This is a genomic window from Bacillus sp. JJ1122 (assembly GCF_036964885.1).
Classification (GTDB): Bacteria; Bacillota; Bacilli; order Bacillales; family Cytobacillaceae; genus Mesobacillus.
The window spans coordinates 51,602-68,172 of record NZ_JBALQL010000006.1 but is presented as its reverse complement, the minus strand read 5'-3'; the positions used below and the strand labels follow the sequence as shown (position 1 = coordinate 68,172).

Genomic DNA, 16,571 nt, shown 5'->3' with positions numbered 1-16,571 from the left:
TATGAAGGTGAAGATTTGTGGAATTAAAAGTCAGGAAGCAGCTAAATATGCAGTAGAACATGGAGCAGATGCTATAGGATTTGTTTTCGCCAATAGTAAAAGGCAAATTCCTTTAATGGATGCTAAGGAAATTATTAATGAACTTCCTGCAGCTGTCTGGAAAGTTGGGGTCTTTGTGAATGAAGATGCTGAAACAATCGTGCAAACAGCAAAGACAGCAGGCCTGACACATATTCAGCTTCACGGTGAAGAGCAAATAGAGGCTTATAGAAATATCGATCTACCGATTATTAGATCTGTTTCAGTTTCACCAGGCGAGGATTTAACAAGGATTAAGAAATTAAAGGCTGACTTTGTGCTGCTGGACAGCCCGCCTGAAAAATTTCATGGAGGAAATGGCATGAGTTTCAATTGGAACCTTGCAGAAGGGATAGGAGCCTCCCAGCAAAATGTAATCCTTGCGGGTGGCCTTAATCGTGATAATGTTCAAGCAGCGATTAGCAAGATCCAGCCTTTTATGGTCGATGTAAGCAGTGGTGTGGAAACGGATGGGCAAAAAGATTTGTCAAAAATCAGGGCTTTTATAAATAAAGCAAAAGGAATAGAGGAGGAATAAGGAATGGAGACAAGTACTTATAGTATGCCAGATGAAAAAGGTCATTTTGGAAAATATGGCGGAAGATTTGTTCCTGAGACGCTGATGCATGCAGTGTTAGAACTAGAAGAGGAATATAATCGGGCGAAAGAAGATGAAAGTTTTCGTGTCGAATTGGATCAGCTAATGAGAGATTATGTCGGAAGGGAGACTCCGTTATTTTTTGCTGAAAACCTCACCAAACATGCTGGAGGGGCAAAAATCTATCTGAAGAGGGAAGACCTGAACCATACAGGGGCTCATAAGATTAATAACACCGTTGGTCAGGCATTATTGGCTGTAAGAATGGGAAAGAGAAAAATTGTTGCTGAAACAGGAGCTGGACAGCATGGTGTTGCGACCGCTACAGTATGTGCATTGATGAATCTTGACTGTGTGATTTTTATGGGGAAAGAGGATATTAAGCGGCAGCAGCTAAACGTTTTTAGGATGGAACTTCTAGGCGCCAAAGTTGTCAGCGTAGACGCTGGCAGCGGTACTTTAAAAGATGCAGTGAATGAAGCCCTGCGCTATTGGGTATCAAACGTCCGGGACACCCATTACATCCTTGGTTCTGTGATGGGGCCACATCCATTCCCAATGATGGTTCGTGATTTTCAGAGTGTAATAGGAAGAGAAACAAGGCAGCAGTTTTTGAAGCGAGAAGGGAAACTGCCCGATGCGCTGGTAGCATGTATTGGTGGCGGTAGTAATTCGATTGGGATGTTCTATCCTTTCTTAAAGGATGAAACTGTGAGTATCTTTGGAGTTGAGGCAGCTGGATTGGGATTGACTACAGAAAAACACGCTGCCTCTCTTGCAAAAGGAAATCCTGGTGTACTGCATGGTGCGATGATGTATCTTTTGCAGGATGAAGATGGACAAATACAGGAAGCCCATTCGATATCGGCTGGTTTGGATTATCCAGGAATCGGACCTGAGCATAGCTATTTGCATGATATAAACAGAGTAAAGTACGAGGCTGTCACAGATGAAGAAGCACTTAATGCATTCAAACTTTTATCTAGACTTGAAGGAATCATTCCTGCCCTAGAGAGTGCGCATGCGGTGGCATACGCTGTGAAGCTCGCAGGTGATCTGAACGAAAACAAGAGCGTGGTTGTTTGTTTGTCAGGCCGCGGTGATAAAGATGTTCATACAATTCAGGTTATAGCAGGGGGGAGTAAGTAATGAATCAAATTCAAACAGCTCTTACTAATAAAGGGAAAAAAGTATTTGTTCCATATATAATGGCAGGCGATGGAGGGCTGGAAAGCCTAAGGGAGAAATTATTGTTCTTACAGGATAGCGGTGCAGATGCGATTGAAATAGGCATTCCGTTTTCTGACCCTGTTGCGGATGGGCCGACCATACAAAGAGCAGGTATCCGTGCATTAAAGGAAGGAACGACATTAAAGAAAGTCTTGAATACTCTTAATGCGTATAAAGATGAAGTAAGTGTTCCACTCATCTTAATGACCTATTTGAATCCGCTCATCGCTTATGGCTATGAACAATTTGCTGATGATGCACAAAAAGCAGGCGTTGCCGGCTGCATTATTCCTGATCTGCCGATTGAAGAGGAAGCATTAATTGTGCCCTATCTGGAGAAGGAAAATCTCACACTAATTAGATTGGTGACATTAACTACTCCAATTGAAAGAATAAGGGAGATTGCGGGAAAGTCTGCAGGGTTCATCTATGCTGTTACTGTGACAGGAACAACCGGTACACGGAATGAGTTCAGCAGCAGTCTTGCTGGATTCCTAAAAACAGTTAAAAGCCTGAGTTCAGTACCTGTTTTGGCGGGATTCGGAGTATCTAATAAAGAGCAGATACAAGAAGTGTGCAAGTATTGCGATGGGGTAATCGTTGGCAGTAAAGTGATTGATCTTTTTGAACAAGAGAAATATGAAGAAATTCAAAATTTAATCCATTCTGCTGAAACAGTGAATATATAGAAAAGGAATAGCCGCTATCCGAAGACAGCGGCTATTCCTTTTCTGCTGTAACACATACTGTGAGGACCGGCCTAACTTTTTTATACGAAACTACAGGATGCTTGAAACCAGATTGAAGCAAGTCCTGCTTGATTTTCTCACCAAGCTTTATAGCTGTATCATCTGTTGAACCTTCTTCTCTGGGCTGGACCGTGAGCACGATTTTCCCGCCTTTATCAATTAAAGTATGAATGTGGTTTAAAGATTGAAGAGGCTGATCCCATAATGGATAGTTATTAACAGAGAGTATTTTAGTGTAATGCTGTTCCGGCTGGAAATTGACTATGTCACCCGTTGCAAGTTTTACCTTGCCAGTTTGAATCCATTTCTGGTTTCTTTTTGATGCTTCCTCTAGCATCTTTTCTGATAGGTCAATGCCATCTACCTCGATTAAAGGGTATTCTGTTAGCATTGTTTTGATTCCGTATCCTGGACCGTAACCTATCTCAAGAATACGGTCTCTTTTTTGAATCTGCAGCTTCTTAATGCTCCATCGATTTATTTTACGGTTCTCAAAGTACATGATTGTTCCTGCAAGTTTGCCAAGTAAGCCTTTAGGTTTTTCAAATTGCTTCGCCATTGAATCGATCATGGTGTACACTCCTGTATGTTTAGTATCATGGTTCTGCACATTGTAAAAAGGTGGCTTTATCATTTATTCCTTTTTTCCTGATTTCAAAACCTTTAGTTGCATATACTTTTTCTCTTGTAGTATTTTTTCATTGAATTAATCCTTGTCTTAATAAAATTTTAAATTTTTATGGGAATATTCAGTTTATTTTTCGAGATTATTTCTCGGGAAAGCGCAGGATAAGACAAAATAAAACAAGTTGCTTCCGTATGTCGCAAATCCTGACTTTTTTTGTCAAACACTTTTATAAGCTGTTCCTTTGATTTTCCCACTGATGAGTCCGGTTTTCGGTGCTAGTCATGAGGAAATAACCGCTATGTGTTGTTATAGTGAAGTTTACAAACACGACAGTTGGCTTTTTAATAACAAAACGGAATAATTATTTGAACAGTAAGATTTGTTACAGTAGAAAAGAGTGATTGCTGTTTATACTTAATTTATGGAATTCGATAAAAGACATCAATGAGGAATTAAAAAACAAAATATTTAGTTAATAGCACTTACATTTATTGGTTCAAAAAGGAAGATGAACGTGATGAAAATCTATGAAGCAATTCTCGATATTCTAGTAAAGATGGGAACTGCGACAATTCCTGTCATTTACAAGGAAATGAGTGAACAGCAATCAAGTTATTTACGCACAGAAGAGCAAATTGTTGAGCAAGCATATATTAGATCGTTGATCAGTAGAAATAAAGAGATATTTTCACTGAAGGATGGCATCGTATCAATAAGGCCTGAACGTGAGCCTATAATGCTGACTGTCGTTATGTATGGATATCCAGGTCCCGAACGGAGAATAAAAGTGGATTTTAAAACGAATAGTTTCACTTATTTTGAATGGCATTTGGACTCTCTTTGCCAAGGTTCTCTTATTGCACCCCAGCCCGGAAGCGTGGAGCACTTCAAGAAACAGCTATACTCATTTAATTGTTGGGAATGGCAGGGCGATTACCAGGCAGAGGGAATTATTGTTGATGGAACAACCTGGTCTGTAAAACTTGAAACTAAGGGAAATAAGTTTGAAAGTGGCGGAATTGATTCTTTCCCAAAGGAATGGAAAGACTTCTGCCGAGCCATCACCACTTTGATAGGCAAAGAATTTCCGTGTGGACCGCATGCTTGATGCTATGGGGTCTTTTTTTTATTTCTGCCTCAAATATGGTAGGATAAAGAGAATACAAGTTATTAAGAGTGAAAATCAGGCCCATTTTCGATAAAATAGGAAGATGGCGGTTTTCACTTTTCGACCATGGAGGTCAAGCAGAAAAATGAAGGACATAACAGTACAAGAATTATTAAACGCGAATCAATTTATCCCAGTAGATGTAAGGGCACCAATAGAACACCACGAATCAGCCATTCCTGGGTCGGTCAATATCCCATTGTTTTCCAATGAAGAAAGAAAAGAAATAGGAACAATATACAAACAATTAGGGGAAGAAGCTGCAAAGTGGCGAGCAATGGAAATTGTTTCACCGAAACTGCCCCAATTGCTCAGTGATATAAAGGACCTTAAAAAAACTGGGGCTGAACCAGTGGTTCATTGCTGGAGAGGCGGGATGAGAAGCAGGTCCGTTGCCTCGTTTTTGGAATACGCAGGGATTCCATCATTCCGTCTTGAGGGTGGATACAAAGCTTATAGGGAATATATTTTAGAACAAATCCCAAAGCTCCTCCCTGAAAAGGCAGTTGTTTTGCATGGCATGACTGGGACTGGAAAAACGGAGATTTTACACGCTCTGCAGGACAAAGGATTTCCAGTAGTTGATTTAGAAAAAATGGCTAATCACCGTGGTTCAATTTTTGGGATGATTGGCATGGGAGAAGGCCATAACCAAAAGACCTTCGATGCGCTTCTATTCGATCGGTTAAATGAAATAAAGGGCTCAAAATATTTCTTAATTGAGGCTGAAAGCAAAAGAATCGGCCGTGCCGCCCAGCCGGATGAACTTCTGGATAAAAAGGTGGATGGTATCCACTTCCTGATCAAGAGTTCAATTCCCAAAAGAGTGGAAAGGATCTTTAATGAGTATGTATTGCCATTCAAGGAACAGGAGTGGTTTGAGACTGAAGTAAATGATAAAGTATCAAAACTTCTTAAGAGAATTAAGAAACAGGATATATCTGCCTCACTAGAATATGCACTAAATAATCGGGAATATAAGGAATTAATAGAAATTCTGCTTGTACACTACTATGACCCGAGATATGAACATGCGCTGCAGGAATATAATGGGCCATTTATAGAACTTGATGGGGACGATCCAGCTGCAATTGCCGCACTGGAAAAAACTTTGCAAATTCGATTTTCTGATTCCACAGCGGTTTAGAATAACATAAAAAAGGATATGTAAAAGGGAGAGCATTTAACAGTGCTTTCCCTTTATTTATGCCATTAAACAAATAAAATTCTGAATATTAAATATATTATTGAGAGGAAAATAGGAAATAGGAGGAGGAAGTATGAGCGAATCAAAAAATGGCTATTACCGCTTTTCACTTTATGAAGAGAATGTTGGTTTCACTACAAATGACGGTGTGGATATTTTCAATGCTGGAACAAGATTTCAAAAATGCATTACATGCGGACATACGGAATTGCCAGTGGATTCAAGCGATATGATTGCAGCAAACCAAATTGAAAAACGGAACAATTTATTTGCCCCTAAAAACATGTATGTAACATTAATGAGCCTTTAATAGACTAAAACCGGATTAACCGGTTTTTTTTTATTTGTCACAAATCCACTTTTGAAATTTTTTTACTATAGCATTAAATTGAGGTTTAGTTTTCACCATTATGATAGTCAAAACCTTTGGTTAAATGTAAGTATCATGTTAAAATAATATTGTAACCGTTTTATAATCTGAATAATAATATGATTCTTGGAATTTACCGTTATTTTTAGATTTCTCAGGGTAACAGATAATTAAACGCTGTTTTCGATTGGAAAGTGGCTAATTAAATGACTTTAGAATTGGTAAGGGGGTTTTATTTTGACGAAGCCAATTTCGGGCAATGGATCTGAATGGCCAGGATTTTATGGTCCCAACCAGGGGTATGTTGAGGAACTATATGGAAGGTTCCTGGAAGATCCCACATCGGTAGAGCCGGAAATAAGAGAATATTTTGAGCAGCATGTTAACCGAGCGTCCGCTCACTCATCAAAATCATCTGTATCTATCACGTCAGGTAATGAAATGATATCACCAGAAACTATTGCAAATGTCCTTCGATATGCTGATTATATCCGGTCATACGGACATTTATATGCAAAGATTTATCCTTTGCCTTTTAATACAGGCGATACTAAGCTAAACGATCTGGAAAAGTGGGGTTTAACAGAATCTGAATTGCTGAATATCCCTGTAAGCCTTATATGTCCAAATGCACCAGGAGCTATTAAAAATGGCTTAGAAGCATTTGATTACTTAAGAAAAGTATATTCCCACACAATTGCCTATGAATTCCATCATGTTAATGAAATGACGGAAAAAGATTGGTTAAGGCAGAAGGTTGAATCGGGACAATTAATTCCAAAGCTTGAAAACAACAGAAAAATCGGTCTGTTTGAGCGTTTAACAGAAGTGGAGAGCTTTGAAAAGTTCCTGCATCGCACATTTGTAGGACAGAAGAGATTTTCAATTGAAGGTTTGGATGCAATGGTGCCGCTTCTTGACGAAGTGGTAGCGGATGCAGTTAACAATGGAGTGGAAACCATCAACATTGGAATGGCACACCGAGGTAGACTGAACGTTCTTGCCCATGTATTAGGCAAGCCATATGAGATGATTTTTGCAGAATTTCAGCATGCACCTAATAAAGAGCTTGTCCCTTCAGAAGGTTCGATTGGAATCAATTTTGGGTGGACTGGTGATGTTAAATACCATCTCGGACTTGACCGGAAAATAAAATCGGAAAGTACTGCTAATGCAAGGCTGACTTTAGCTAATAATCCAAGCCACCTTGAATTTGCAGGCGCAGTTGTTGAGGGATTTACGAGAGCAGCCCAGGATGACCGGAGCCAACCAGGTTATGCACAATATGATCCTGTAAAGGCACTGGCAATCCTTATCCATGGTGATGCAGCGTTTCCGGGACAAGGAATTGTCGCAGAAACGTTAAATTTAAGCCGCTTGAATGGTTACAAAACAGGAGGAACCATCCATGTAATTGCCAATAATACGATTGGTTTTACAACAGAATCCATGGACTCCCGATCTACGCGTTATGCAAGTGATCTTGCTAAAGGATACGAAATTCCAATCATCCATGTAAACGCCGACGATCCAGAAGCATGTTTAATGGCAGCACGTCTAGCCTTTGAATATCGTGCGACGTTCGGTAAGGACTTTTTAATCGATTTGATCGGTTATCGCCGTTTCGGACATAACGAAATGGATGAACCGATGACGACAAATCCTGCTATGTATAAGCTTGTTAACAATCATCATACAGTTAAAACACTTTATGGTAATAAACTTTTGCAGGAAGGTGTTTTGACAGAACAGAGATACTCAGATATTGAGAAAAGTATCTCCGCTAAGCTGTCTGGCGCATATGAAAAGGTTCCGAAAAAAGAGAAGGAAGTCCGGGCTGAGCCTGATATCCCTGAAGTGATAGAAATGGGAATTCCTCAGATTGACACCAGCGTGCCATTGGATTCATTAAGAAAAATAAATGAAGAACTGTTGAAATGGCCGGAAGGATTTAATGTCTTTAATAAGCTTGAGAAAATTTTACAGCGCAGGAAAGATGCTTTATCCGAAAATGGAAAAATTGATTGGGGACTTGCAGAAACCCTGGCCTTTGCTTCTATAGTTAAAGATGGGACTCCGGTAAGGCTGACTGGCCAGGATTCTGAACGTGGAACATTCGCACAAAGAAACCTGGTTTTACATGACAGTGAAACTGGAGAGCAGTTTTCTCCACTTCATTATATGCCTGACGCAAAGGCATCATTTTCAGTTCACAACAGTCCTTTATCAGAAGCGGCGGTTGTTGGTTTTGAATATGGCTATAACGTCTTCTCTCCTGAAACGCTTGTATTATGGGAAGCACAATATGGTGATTTTGCTAATGCGGCTCAGGTACTTTTTGATCAGTTTGTTGCCGCTGGCCGAGCGAAATGGGGACAAAAATCTGGGCTTGTCATGCTTTTGCCGCATGGATATGAAGGACAGGGACCTGAACACTCAAGCGGCAGAGTAGAACGCTTCTTAACGCTTGCAGCGGAGAATAACTGGACAGTTGCAAACCTGTCTTCTGCAGCACAGTATTTCCATATTCTAAGGAGACAAGCTGCAATTTTAAAGCAAGAAGCAGTCCGTCCGCTTGTCTTGATGACACCGAAGAGTTTGTTAAGAAACCCATTAGTTGCAGCATCTCCAGATCAATTAAGTGAAGGCAGCTTTATGTCCATTTATGAACAGCCAGGGCTTGGAGGAAATCCTGACCAGATCACGAGAGTTGTATTGTGCACTGGCAAAGTAAGCATTGATCTTGCTGAAAAAATTGATCAAGCAAATCATAATTGGCTGCATGTATTAAGAATAGAAGAAATATATCCTTTCCCGCTGGATACGCTAAAAGAAAAACTAAAACTCTACCCATATCTTGAAGAAATTTTCTGGGTTCAGGAAGAACCAAAAAATATGGGAGCCTGGACATTCGTTGAACCAAGAATTAATGAGGCAGCACCAAATGGAATAACCGTTTCTTATATAGGACGCAGAAGACGTTCCAGTCCTGCTGAAGGGGATCCAAATATTCATAAGCTAGAGCAGGCACGAATTGTGAACGATGCATTGACAAGGACGAATGGAGGAGGAATTTAAAATGGCAGACATTAAAGTTCCTGAATTAGCAGAGTCAATTTCAGAGGGAACGATTGCCCAATGGTTAAAAAAGAAGGGTGATCAAGTTCAAAAAGGTGAATATATTGTTGAATTGGAAACTGATAAGGTTAATGTAGAAATCATCTCAGATTATGACGGCGTTTTAACTGATCTCCTGGCTGAAGAAGGGGACACGGTTAAGGTTGGGGAGACAATCGCGGTTGTTAGTGAAGCAGGCAGCACGGTTAGTGAGGAAAAGTCGAATGGTGGGCAAAAAGCTGAAACAGGAAAGGAAGCGGAATCCCCTGATGAATCTGCTGCCAGAAGCGAAGCTCCATCTGAAGGGTCACAAAGTGACAAAGCTGCAGAAAGCCAGGATAAAGAAGCAGCTGATGGAGTTAGTGAAAGAATCATTGCTTCACCGGCTGCAAGGAAGCTAGCAAGGGAAAAAGGAATTGATTTAAGCCAGGTTCATTCAAAAGATCCACTTGGAAGAGTCCGGAAACAGGATGTGGATTCCTATAAAGCGGGACAAACTATTGAGCAAAAAACCGAAGTCAAAAAGCCGGACAATGTAAAACAAACAATAACAGGCAATTCGGAAAATAGTAAGTCTGTGGAAAGAATCAGAATGTCAAGAAGGCGCCAGACAATTGCCAATAGACTGGTCGAGGTTCAGCAAACAGCTGCGATGCTGACTACTTTCAATGAGGTGGACATGACTGCTGTCATGGAATTACGGAAGAAATGGAAAGACCGCTTTTATGAAGAAAATGATGTGCGCTTAGGCTTTATGTCATTCTTTACAAAGGCAGTCGTAGCAGCCCTCAAGAAAACACCATATTTAAATGCTGAGATTCAGGGTGATGAAATTGTCCTGAAAAAGTTCTATGATATCGGTGTGGCTGTCGCTGCAGATGAAGGCCTGGTTGTTCCGGTAATCAGGGACGCTGACAGAAAGAATTTTGCAGAGATCGAGAGAGATATAAACGACCTGGCTGAAAAAGCTCGGACAAACAAACTCTCCTTAAAAGATCTCCAGGGTGGTACCTTTACAATCACCAATGGTGGGGTTTTTGGTTCACTGCTTTCAACACCAATCATCAATGGGCCTCAGGTAGGAATCCTTGGCATGCATACCATTCAGCTGCGCCCGGTAGCGATTGATAAAGAGAGAATGGAAAACAGGCCAATGATGTATATTGCTTTGTCCTATGACCACAGAATTGTCGACGGTAAAGAAGCGGTAACATTCTTAAAACGAATAAAAGATTTGATGGAAGATCCAGAATCATTGCTTTTACAAGGATAAAAAAATCACTGCCGTGGATACACGGCAGTGATTTTTTTTACTATTGTCTTTTGGATTCATGTTTCAATCAACGGTTCTTAAACGGTTTCAGACCTCTTTTGGAAATTTCTACTTTTAAAATCTTTGCCCATTCTTTATCACTTTCCGACTTTAATGCATCACGATACGAGACCACCAATTGTTCATTGCTCATAATTTTCATTTGCATTCCTCCTCGGTAAGAATGGATTGAATTTTCAAACTATATATATAGTTTCATTCATTGTAAAGGTTTATTAAGGATTTGAAAACCCTTAACGAAGATTTTTTTTTAGTAAATTTTTCATTTATATTTTCATAACTAGGAGATGTTTATCTTAACTGTTATTCCGCTTCAGACACATGCTCTGTGCGTTCGGCCTGTGGTCTCCTCGGTGGCAGTATGCCAGCGAAGTGCAAATGATACCTAATAAGAATCATTTTACTTGGCTCTCCACCGACCTGTTTATTCAGAAGGAAAATGAATGGCTCCCTCCAATATACCGACGCACGAAGTAACAACCAATAGCAACTTCGGGGTGACTCCCGACATATGCATCATTCCAATAGAGTTTGTAAATCGAGTGTTACAGGAACTAAGTTTACAAAAACACTTAAATTCATCATAACCACATTATTAATAAATAAAAAATTGCATTTTAAATATCATTCACTTATTATATACCTATAAGGGTATTTTGTTTGAGGATGAATATCCGTTACAAATTAATATGAAAAGCTATTCTGGGAGGAATATCAATGGGTATTCAAGCAATTACAGCAGAAAAATTAATTGAGTGGGTTGTTAACCAAAAGGAATTCTTTATTTTTGATGTAAGAAATGTAAAGGATTTTGAAGACTGGAGGGTTGAAGGAAGAAACATTCAGTATTTAAATATTCCTTATTTTGAATTGATTGACGGTGTGGACGAAGTAGTTAACCAGTTGCCAAAGGATAAAGATATTGTTGTCATTTGCGCAAAGGAAGGCTCCTCCGTAATGGTAGCCAAAATGCTTTCCGATGCAGGATTCGATGTTTCTTTTCTTTCAGGTGGAATGAAATCATGGAGTGAATATTTATATCCTGTCGAAGTTTATAAGGATAATCAAATCAAGGTACTGCAATTCATTCGTGTTGGCAAGGGCTGCTTATCATATATGGTTTTATCCGAAAATGAAGCACTTGTTGTTGATCCTTCAAGATTTACAGACCGATATACTGCAGTTGCTGAGAGAGAAAACGTAAAAATTACTCACATTGTTGATTCACATTTGCACGCTGATCACTTGTCTGGCGGAAAGCAGTTGGCTGAATTGACAGGAGCAAAATATTACCTTATGAAGAGTGAAGGCGCAGTATTTGACTTTGAAGCTCTAGAGCAGCATGATAAAATTGAATTTGACAGTATTAGCCTTGAAGTATTGGCTGTAAAGACTCCTGGTCATACCCCTGGTAGTGTTTCGTTTTTTGTGAATAATAAGCTTCTTTTCTCAGGAGATACTATTTTTGTAAACGGACTAGGCCGTCCTGATTTAGGCGGTAAAGCGGCAGAATGGGCAAAAGACCTTTACGAAACTGTATATAGCAAGGTTTCTCAAATTGCAGATGATGTAATCGTATTGCCAGGACATTATGCTGACTTCGATGGTGAAGTCAATGCTGATGGTTTCATTGGAAGTCAGTTAGGGTTAATCCGAAATCAAAATGAAATGATGGATGGCAAGACAATTGAAGAATTTGTCGACCACGTTGCACAATCGGCATCAAGTGATACACCTCCAAATTTTGAAGATATTGTCGCAATCAACCGCGGGGTAAAAGATGTTACTGCAGATGAAGCGATGGAACTGGAAATCGGGCCAAATCGCTGCGCAGTTCATCACACACACTAATAGATATAAGAAGAGGAGAGCAGCGCATTCCTCTTCTTATCTATCTTGATAAATGGTGGTGGGAACATAAAAACTAATGAGGTGAAAGTGATGGAAGAAGAAACTAAAAATAATCATTGTGCAGGCGGGTCCTGAGGCATCGGACCAAAGCGTACAGCTAAAGAGGATACAGGCAAGTTTTCCGGCTTTCCTCCAATATGACCAGCTACGTACGTCTGGCTCCTGGCAGGAGTCATTTACTTGATATCAAAATTATTTTAATGAAGCTCCAAAAGCCATAATCCTCAAAAGTGGCTCTATTATTTTTTTGGGGTCACAGGTACATGAATAACATATTTTTGGCATGATAATGATTCGAAGCAGGAAAAATTCCTGCTTTTTTTTATGGTTTTTAGGAAAATGGAAGGAATATATTTTTAAAATATCGAATATTCAAACATATATGTTATAGTTTATAGCAAACGTTTACATATCGAACTTAATTAGGAGGTTAAAAGATGGAAAGTTTGCTGCCATTTACTATTGGTGAATTATTAGAGGTCCAGGCCAAAACCTATCCTGATCATGAAGCTGTTGTTTATGCTGACCGAAACCTTAGGATGAGTTATGCAGAATTTAATCGTCTTTGCAGGAAAGCGGCCCGAGGATTGATGAAGCTGGGTGTGCAAAAGGGAGAAAATGTATCAGTATGGTCCTCGAATACTCCTGAATGGGTAGTAACCCAGTTCGCCACTGGGAAAATGGGCGCAGTTCTTGTAACTGTAAACACCAATTATCGGACTGCTGAGCTTGAGTACCTTTTAAAGCAATCCGATTCTACTACAATTATTTTAATGGAACAATTTAAAGATGCTTCATATATTGATATGTTGTATGAAATTGTTCCAGAGCTTAAAACAAGCGAGCCAGGCAAGCTTGAAAGCGGCAGACTTCCATTTCTGAAAAATGTCATAGTGATGGGTGATAAACGTTTTCCAGGGACTTTCAGCTGGCAGGATATCCTGGACATGGCGGATGGCGTTACAGAAGATGAGCTTGACAGAAGGATGGGAACACTAAAGCAAAGCGACGTAATTAATATGCAATACACTTCTGGTACAACTGGTTTTCCTAAAGGTGTAATGCTGACTCACCGAAATATTGTCAATAACGCTTATAATGTAGCATTAGCTATGAAACTGACAGATCAAGACCGGCTCTGCATTCCAGTGCCATTCTTCCATTGCTTTGGCTGTGTGATGGGGACGCTTGCCTGTGCCACAGTAGGGGCAACAATGGTGCCAGTTCAGGAATTCAATCCTAAAGTCGTTCTGGAAACGGTAGAAAATGAGAAGTGTACAGCGTTGCACGGTGTGCCAACCATGTTCATCGCAGAATTGAATGACAATGATTTTGATAAATATAATCTGTCATCGTTAAGAACAGGGATTATGGCAGGATCTAATTGCCCTATAGAGGTAATGAAAGCTGTCAATGAAAAAATGGGAGCAACAGAAATTACAATCGCTTATGGACAAACCGAATCGTCTCCAGTTATAACCCAGACTAGAACAAACGATCCTCTCGAATTGAGAGTGGAAACAGTCGGCAAGGCTTTGCCACATGTTGAAGCAAAGATTGTTAAGCCTGGTACAACGGAAGAAGTGCCACGGGGAGTCCAGGGAGAGCTTTGCACACGTGGATATCTTGTTATGGAGGGGTATTATAAGAATCCTGATGCAACTAGAGAGGCGATCGATGAAGAAGGCTGGCTTCATACAGGAGATTTAGCTGTCATGGATAGAAACGGCTATTGCAGGATTACAGGAAGATTAAAAGACATGATCATTAGGGGAGGAGAAAATATTTATCCTCGGGAAATTGAAGAATTCCTTTACACACACCCTAAGGTGCTGGATGTTCAGGTTGTAGGCATTCCGGATAGCGTATATGGTGAGGAAGTCATGGCCTGGATTATTTTAAAAGAAGGCGAATCGGCTAGCGCCAATGAAATGAAAGAATACTGCCAGGGAAAAATCTCAAAGCATAAGATTCCAAGATATTTTGAGTTCACCCAAAGCTATCCGATGACAGCTTCTGGGAAAATACAGAAGTTCAAGCTTAGGGAGCAAGCTTTGGAAGTTGTTCAGGAGCTCAAGAAGATATAAATTTTTTAAAGTATTGATATAAGCATTGTTAATGTTGTTCATGTGATTTGCAAAATTTTTTTTTGTGAAATTGCCAAATAAAAAATATCATTTTGAACATTTTGTTACAACTGCACTGCTGATATATTATTTATCAATATTACTCCCTATAATATAGTGTATACACCTGCAATTTGAAGTTTAATGCAGGACTATGGGGGTATGCTCGAATGAAGTGGCTGATCGTGATCGTACTGTCAATCTTAAGTATATTATTCCTGGAAAAAGGGATTGAATTATGGACCGTAATCAAACACGTAGATGGTGATGGTATCGGGATAAGTTTTATGGGAATGAGCATCAGCGAGAGGGTCCTAATTGAAAGCATCCCAGGCTATGCACTTGGCTTTACGATTGCTTCGCTTATTCCTATCTTTGTGGCAATAAATTTAGCATTAAGAATGAAGCCAAAAAAGAAAATGGATACGACAAATATATAAATAAGCCGGTGGTTCTACAAGGAACACTGGCTTATTTTTTTCTCTATATAACAGTCAGTTCTTTGAAATCTGGCAGTTCTCTTAGTATATATTAGAGTTATTTATTTGAATGAGAACGGATGTTACTTCCTCATATGGAAGGGAATTATAATAAAAAAAGGAAGTTAATGATGGAGGGAACGATTATGTGTGGAAGGTTTTCTTTGTTTGAATCTATTGATTCGTTGCAAGAACAGTTTAACTTTGAATATTTTGGGGATCTCGAACCTCGATATAACATTGCCCCGGGACAGGATATTTTTACTGTTTTCCATAATGGAGAAGGCAGGGAAGGTGTGAAAATGAGATGGGGTTTTATTCCGTTTTGGGCGGAGGAAGAAAAAATCGGATATAAAATGATAAATGCTCGAGCTGAAACAGTTGATGAAAAGGCAAGCTTCAAAAATGCTTTGAAAAAAAGACGCTGTCTTATTCTCACTGATGGTTTTTATGAGTGGAAAAAAGAAGGGAGCCAAAAACAGCCTTACAGATTTGGGATGAAAGGCAAGAAGCCATTTGCCTTGGCTGGGCTATGGGAAAATTGGAGTAAAAATGGAAAGAACATTACTTCCTGCACCATCATCACCACCACTCCAAATGATGTAACGAGAAACGTCCATGACCGAATGCCTGTGATCCTTCCTGAAGACAGGCTGGATATGTGGCTTGACCGATCAATGAAGGAGACAAATGAACTAAAGAAATTACTTGTCCCTTACCAGGCAGAATTGATGGAGGGTTATGAAGTATCTACGGCAATAAATTCAGCTAAAAATGAAGGTGAAGATTTGATTTTGCCGCTTAACAGTCTTTAGCGAAATGTAATCTTTTTTAATGGGATGTTTAATACAAGCTTGGATGGTGGTATATAAAGACACAGCCAACACCAAGATGAATACATCCTGGAAAGAGGAGATTAACATGAACGGATTTACAAAAAACGGATTTTATGAACTAATTTATAATAACGAGCGCTTCTCATTTTTACAGTATATTCGCAAAGATACTATTTGTGATGTTTGTTATATAACTTTAAAAAATGTGATCACGGGTGAAACTATTACATTTAATCAATCAGAAATACGCGGATTCCAACTCGTGGGTGAAGAAGCTAATGCAAGCTAACTATTGCTAAATAGATTGCCTATTCTTTATACTAGAGAGTATTAGATAAAGTAAAGGAAGTGGCAGCAAATGATTCACCAGAATTGGCACGAACGCGAAACGAACAAAAAACTAAAATGCGTTCATACAGATGCTAAAAAATACATTGTTAATAACAAGCTCACTACTGGAAACGTGTATGATGTTAAAAATGAAACCGAAGAATTTTATTTCATAGTAGATAACTCCGGTAAAGTAGGCGGTTACTACAAAGAGTATTTCGAAGAAATCAACTAATAAGGAAGGCTGCCGCAGATTATGCGGCAGCCTTTTTTTAGGCTGTTTTCGTAACTTGTCCTATAGTTATTTGGATTAAGTAAACAAGAGCTCTTATTGGTGTTCCGTTTTTCCAAATATTGTTTTTTAAAAGAACCAAGAGGGCTTATTGGAGATTTGTTTTTCCAAAATATGTT

General features: G+C 39.4%; 16 protein-coding genes. 14 read left to right on the top strand and 2 right to left on the bottom strand.

What is annotated here, in order from left to right; genetic code table 11:
* Nucleotide 1: 1 nt before the first annotated feature.
* From V7201_RS03965 to trpA, 3 genes are read left to right on the top strand one after another with little or no spacing between them, the layout of a single operon-like run.
* On the top strand, nucleotides 2–616 hold the full coding sequence (locus V7201_RS03965; protein ID WP_335375489.1) for a phosphoribosylanthranilate isomerase: 615 nt from the start codon (nucleotides 2–4) through the stop codon (nucleotides 614–616).
* 3 nt (nucleotides 617–619) lie between these two features.
* Complete coding sequence (gene trpB / locus V7201_RS03960) at nucleotides 620–1,825, top strand: tryptophan synthase subunit beta (RefSeq protein WP_335375488.1); 1,206 nt, start codon at nucleotides 620–622, stop codon at nucleotides 1,823–1,825.
* Entirely contained in the window at nucleotides 1,825–2,595 is a 771-nt protein-coding gene (trpA, locus tag V7201_RS03955; RefSeq protein ID WP_335375487.1) for a tryptophan synthase subunit alpha, read from the top strand. The genes trpB and trpA overlap by 1 nt, the downstream gene beginning before the upstream one ends.
* A gap of 31 nt (nucleotides 2,596–2,626) precedes the next feature.
* Here trpA and V7201_RS03950 read toward each other — a convergent pair whose 3' ends face one another.
* Nucleotides 2,627–3,226: an SAM-dependent methyltransferase gene (locus tag V7201_RS03950; protein ID WP_335375486.1), complete on the bottom strand. Its 600-nt coding sequence runs from the start codon at nucleotides 3,224–3,226 to the stop codon at nucleotides 2,627–2,629.
* 571 nt (nucleotides 3,227–3,797) lie between these two features.
* Between V7201_RS03950 and V7201_RS03945 the strand changes: the two genes are divergently transcribed.
* From V7201_RS03945 to odhB, 5 genes are all read left to right on the top strand, one after another.
* Nucleotides 3,798–4,391 (top strand): hypothetical protein, encoded by a 594-nt coding sequence (locus V7201_RS03945; RefSeq protein WP_335375485.1) that lies wholly within the window; start codon nucleotides 3,798–3,800, stop codon nucleotides 4,389–4,391.
* A gap of 145 nt (nucleotides 4,392–4,536) precedes the next feature.
* Nucleotides 4,537–5,598 carry a tRNA 2-selenouridine(34) synthase MnmH gene (mnmH, locus tag V7201_RS03940; RefSeq protein ID WP_335375484.1) on the top strand — a complete coding sequence of 354 codons (1,062 nt, stop codon included), beginning with the start codon at nucleotides 4,537–4,539 and terminating at the stop codon, nucleotides 5,596–5,598.
* 133 nt (nucleotides 5,599–5,731) lie between these two features.
* A complete protein-coding gene (locus tag V7201_RS03935; protein ID WP_335375483.1) occupies nucleotides 5,732–5,968 on the top strand; it encodes a hypothetical protein in 237 nt (78 codons plus the stop codon).
* A 297-nt stretch (nucleotides 5,969–6,265) separates the two neighbouring features.
* The gene (sucA, locus tag V7201_RS03930; protein ID WP_335375482.1) at nucleotides 6,266–9,106 is read left to right on the top strand and encodes a 2-oxoglutarate dehydrogenase E1 component; all 2,841 of its coding nucleotides are present in this window, start codon (nucleotides 6,266–6,268) and stop codon (nucleotides 9,104–9,106) included.
* Between the two features lies 1 nt (nucleotide 9,107).
* Complete coding sequence (gene odhB, locus V7201_RS03925; RefSeq protein ID WP_335375481.1) at nucleotides 9,108–10,418, top strand: 2-oxoglutarate dehydrogenase complex dihydrolipoyllysine-residue succinyltransferase; 1,311 nt, start codon at nucleotides 9,108–9,110, stop codon at nucleotides 10,416–10,418.
* Nucleotides 10,419–10,485: 67 nt separating this feature from the next.
* Here the strand turns inward: odhB and sda are convergent, their stop codons facing one another.
* A complete protein-coding gene (gene sda / locus V7201_RS03920) occupies nucleotides 10,486–10,620 on the bottom strand; it encodes a sporulation histidine kinase inhibitor Sda (RefSeq protein ID WP_207499553.1) in 135 nt (44 codons plus the stop codon).
* A gap of 575 nt (nucleotides 10,621–11,195) precedes the next feature.
* Between sda and V7201_RS03915 the strand changes: the two genes are divergently transcribed.
* The 6 genes from V7201_RS03915 to V7201_RS03890 all read left to right on the top strand — a co-directional run bounded on the left by V7201_RS03915 (nucleotide 11,196) and on the right by V7201_RS03890 (nucleotide 16,395).
* Nucleotides 11,196–12,329 carry an MBL fold metallo-hydrolase gene (locus V7201_RS03915; RefSeq protein WP_335375480.1) on the top strand — a complete coding sequence of 378 codons (1,134 nt, stop codon included), beginning with the start codon at nucleotides 11,196–11,198 and terminating at the stop codon, nucleotides 12,327–12,329.
* Nucleotides 12,330–12,835: 506 nt separating this feature from the next.
* Entirely contained in the window at nucleotides 12,836–14,476 is a 1,641-nt protein-coding gene (locus tag V7201_RS03910) for an AMP-binding protein (RefSeq protein WP_335375863.1), read from the top strand.
* 209 nt (nucleotides 14,477–14,685) lie between these two features.
* Nucleotides 14,686–14,955 carry a hypothetical protein gene (locus V7201_RS03905; RefSeq protein ID WP_335375479.1) on the top strand — a complete coding sequence of 90 codons (270 nt, stop codon included), beginning with the start codon at nucleotides 14,686–14,688 and terminating at the stop codon, nucleotides 14,953–14,955.
* A 185-nt stretch (nucleotides 14,956–15,140) separates the two neighbouring features.
* Complete coding sequence (locus V7201_RS03900; RefSeq protein WP_335375478.1) at nucleotides 15,141–15,809, top strand: SOS response-associated peptidase; 669 nt, start codon at nucleotides 15,141–15,143, stop codon at nucleotides 15,807–15,809.
* Nucleotides 15,810–15,915: 106 nt separating this feature from the next.
* Nucleotides 15,916–16,119 (top strand): hypothetical protein, encoded by a 204-nt coding sequence (locus V7201_RS03895; protein WP_335375477.1) that lies wholly within the window; start codon nucleotides 15,916–15,918, stop codon nucleotides 16,117–16,119.
* A 69-nt stretch (nucleotides 16,120–16,188) separates the two neighbouring features.
* A complete protein-coding gene (locus V7201_RS03890) occupies nucleotides 16,189–16,395 on the top strand; it encodes a DUF6501 family protein (RefSeq protein WP_335375476.1) in 207 nt (68 codons plus the stop codon).
* The last annotated feature ends 176 nt before the right edge of the window (nucleotides 16,396–16,571 follow it).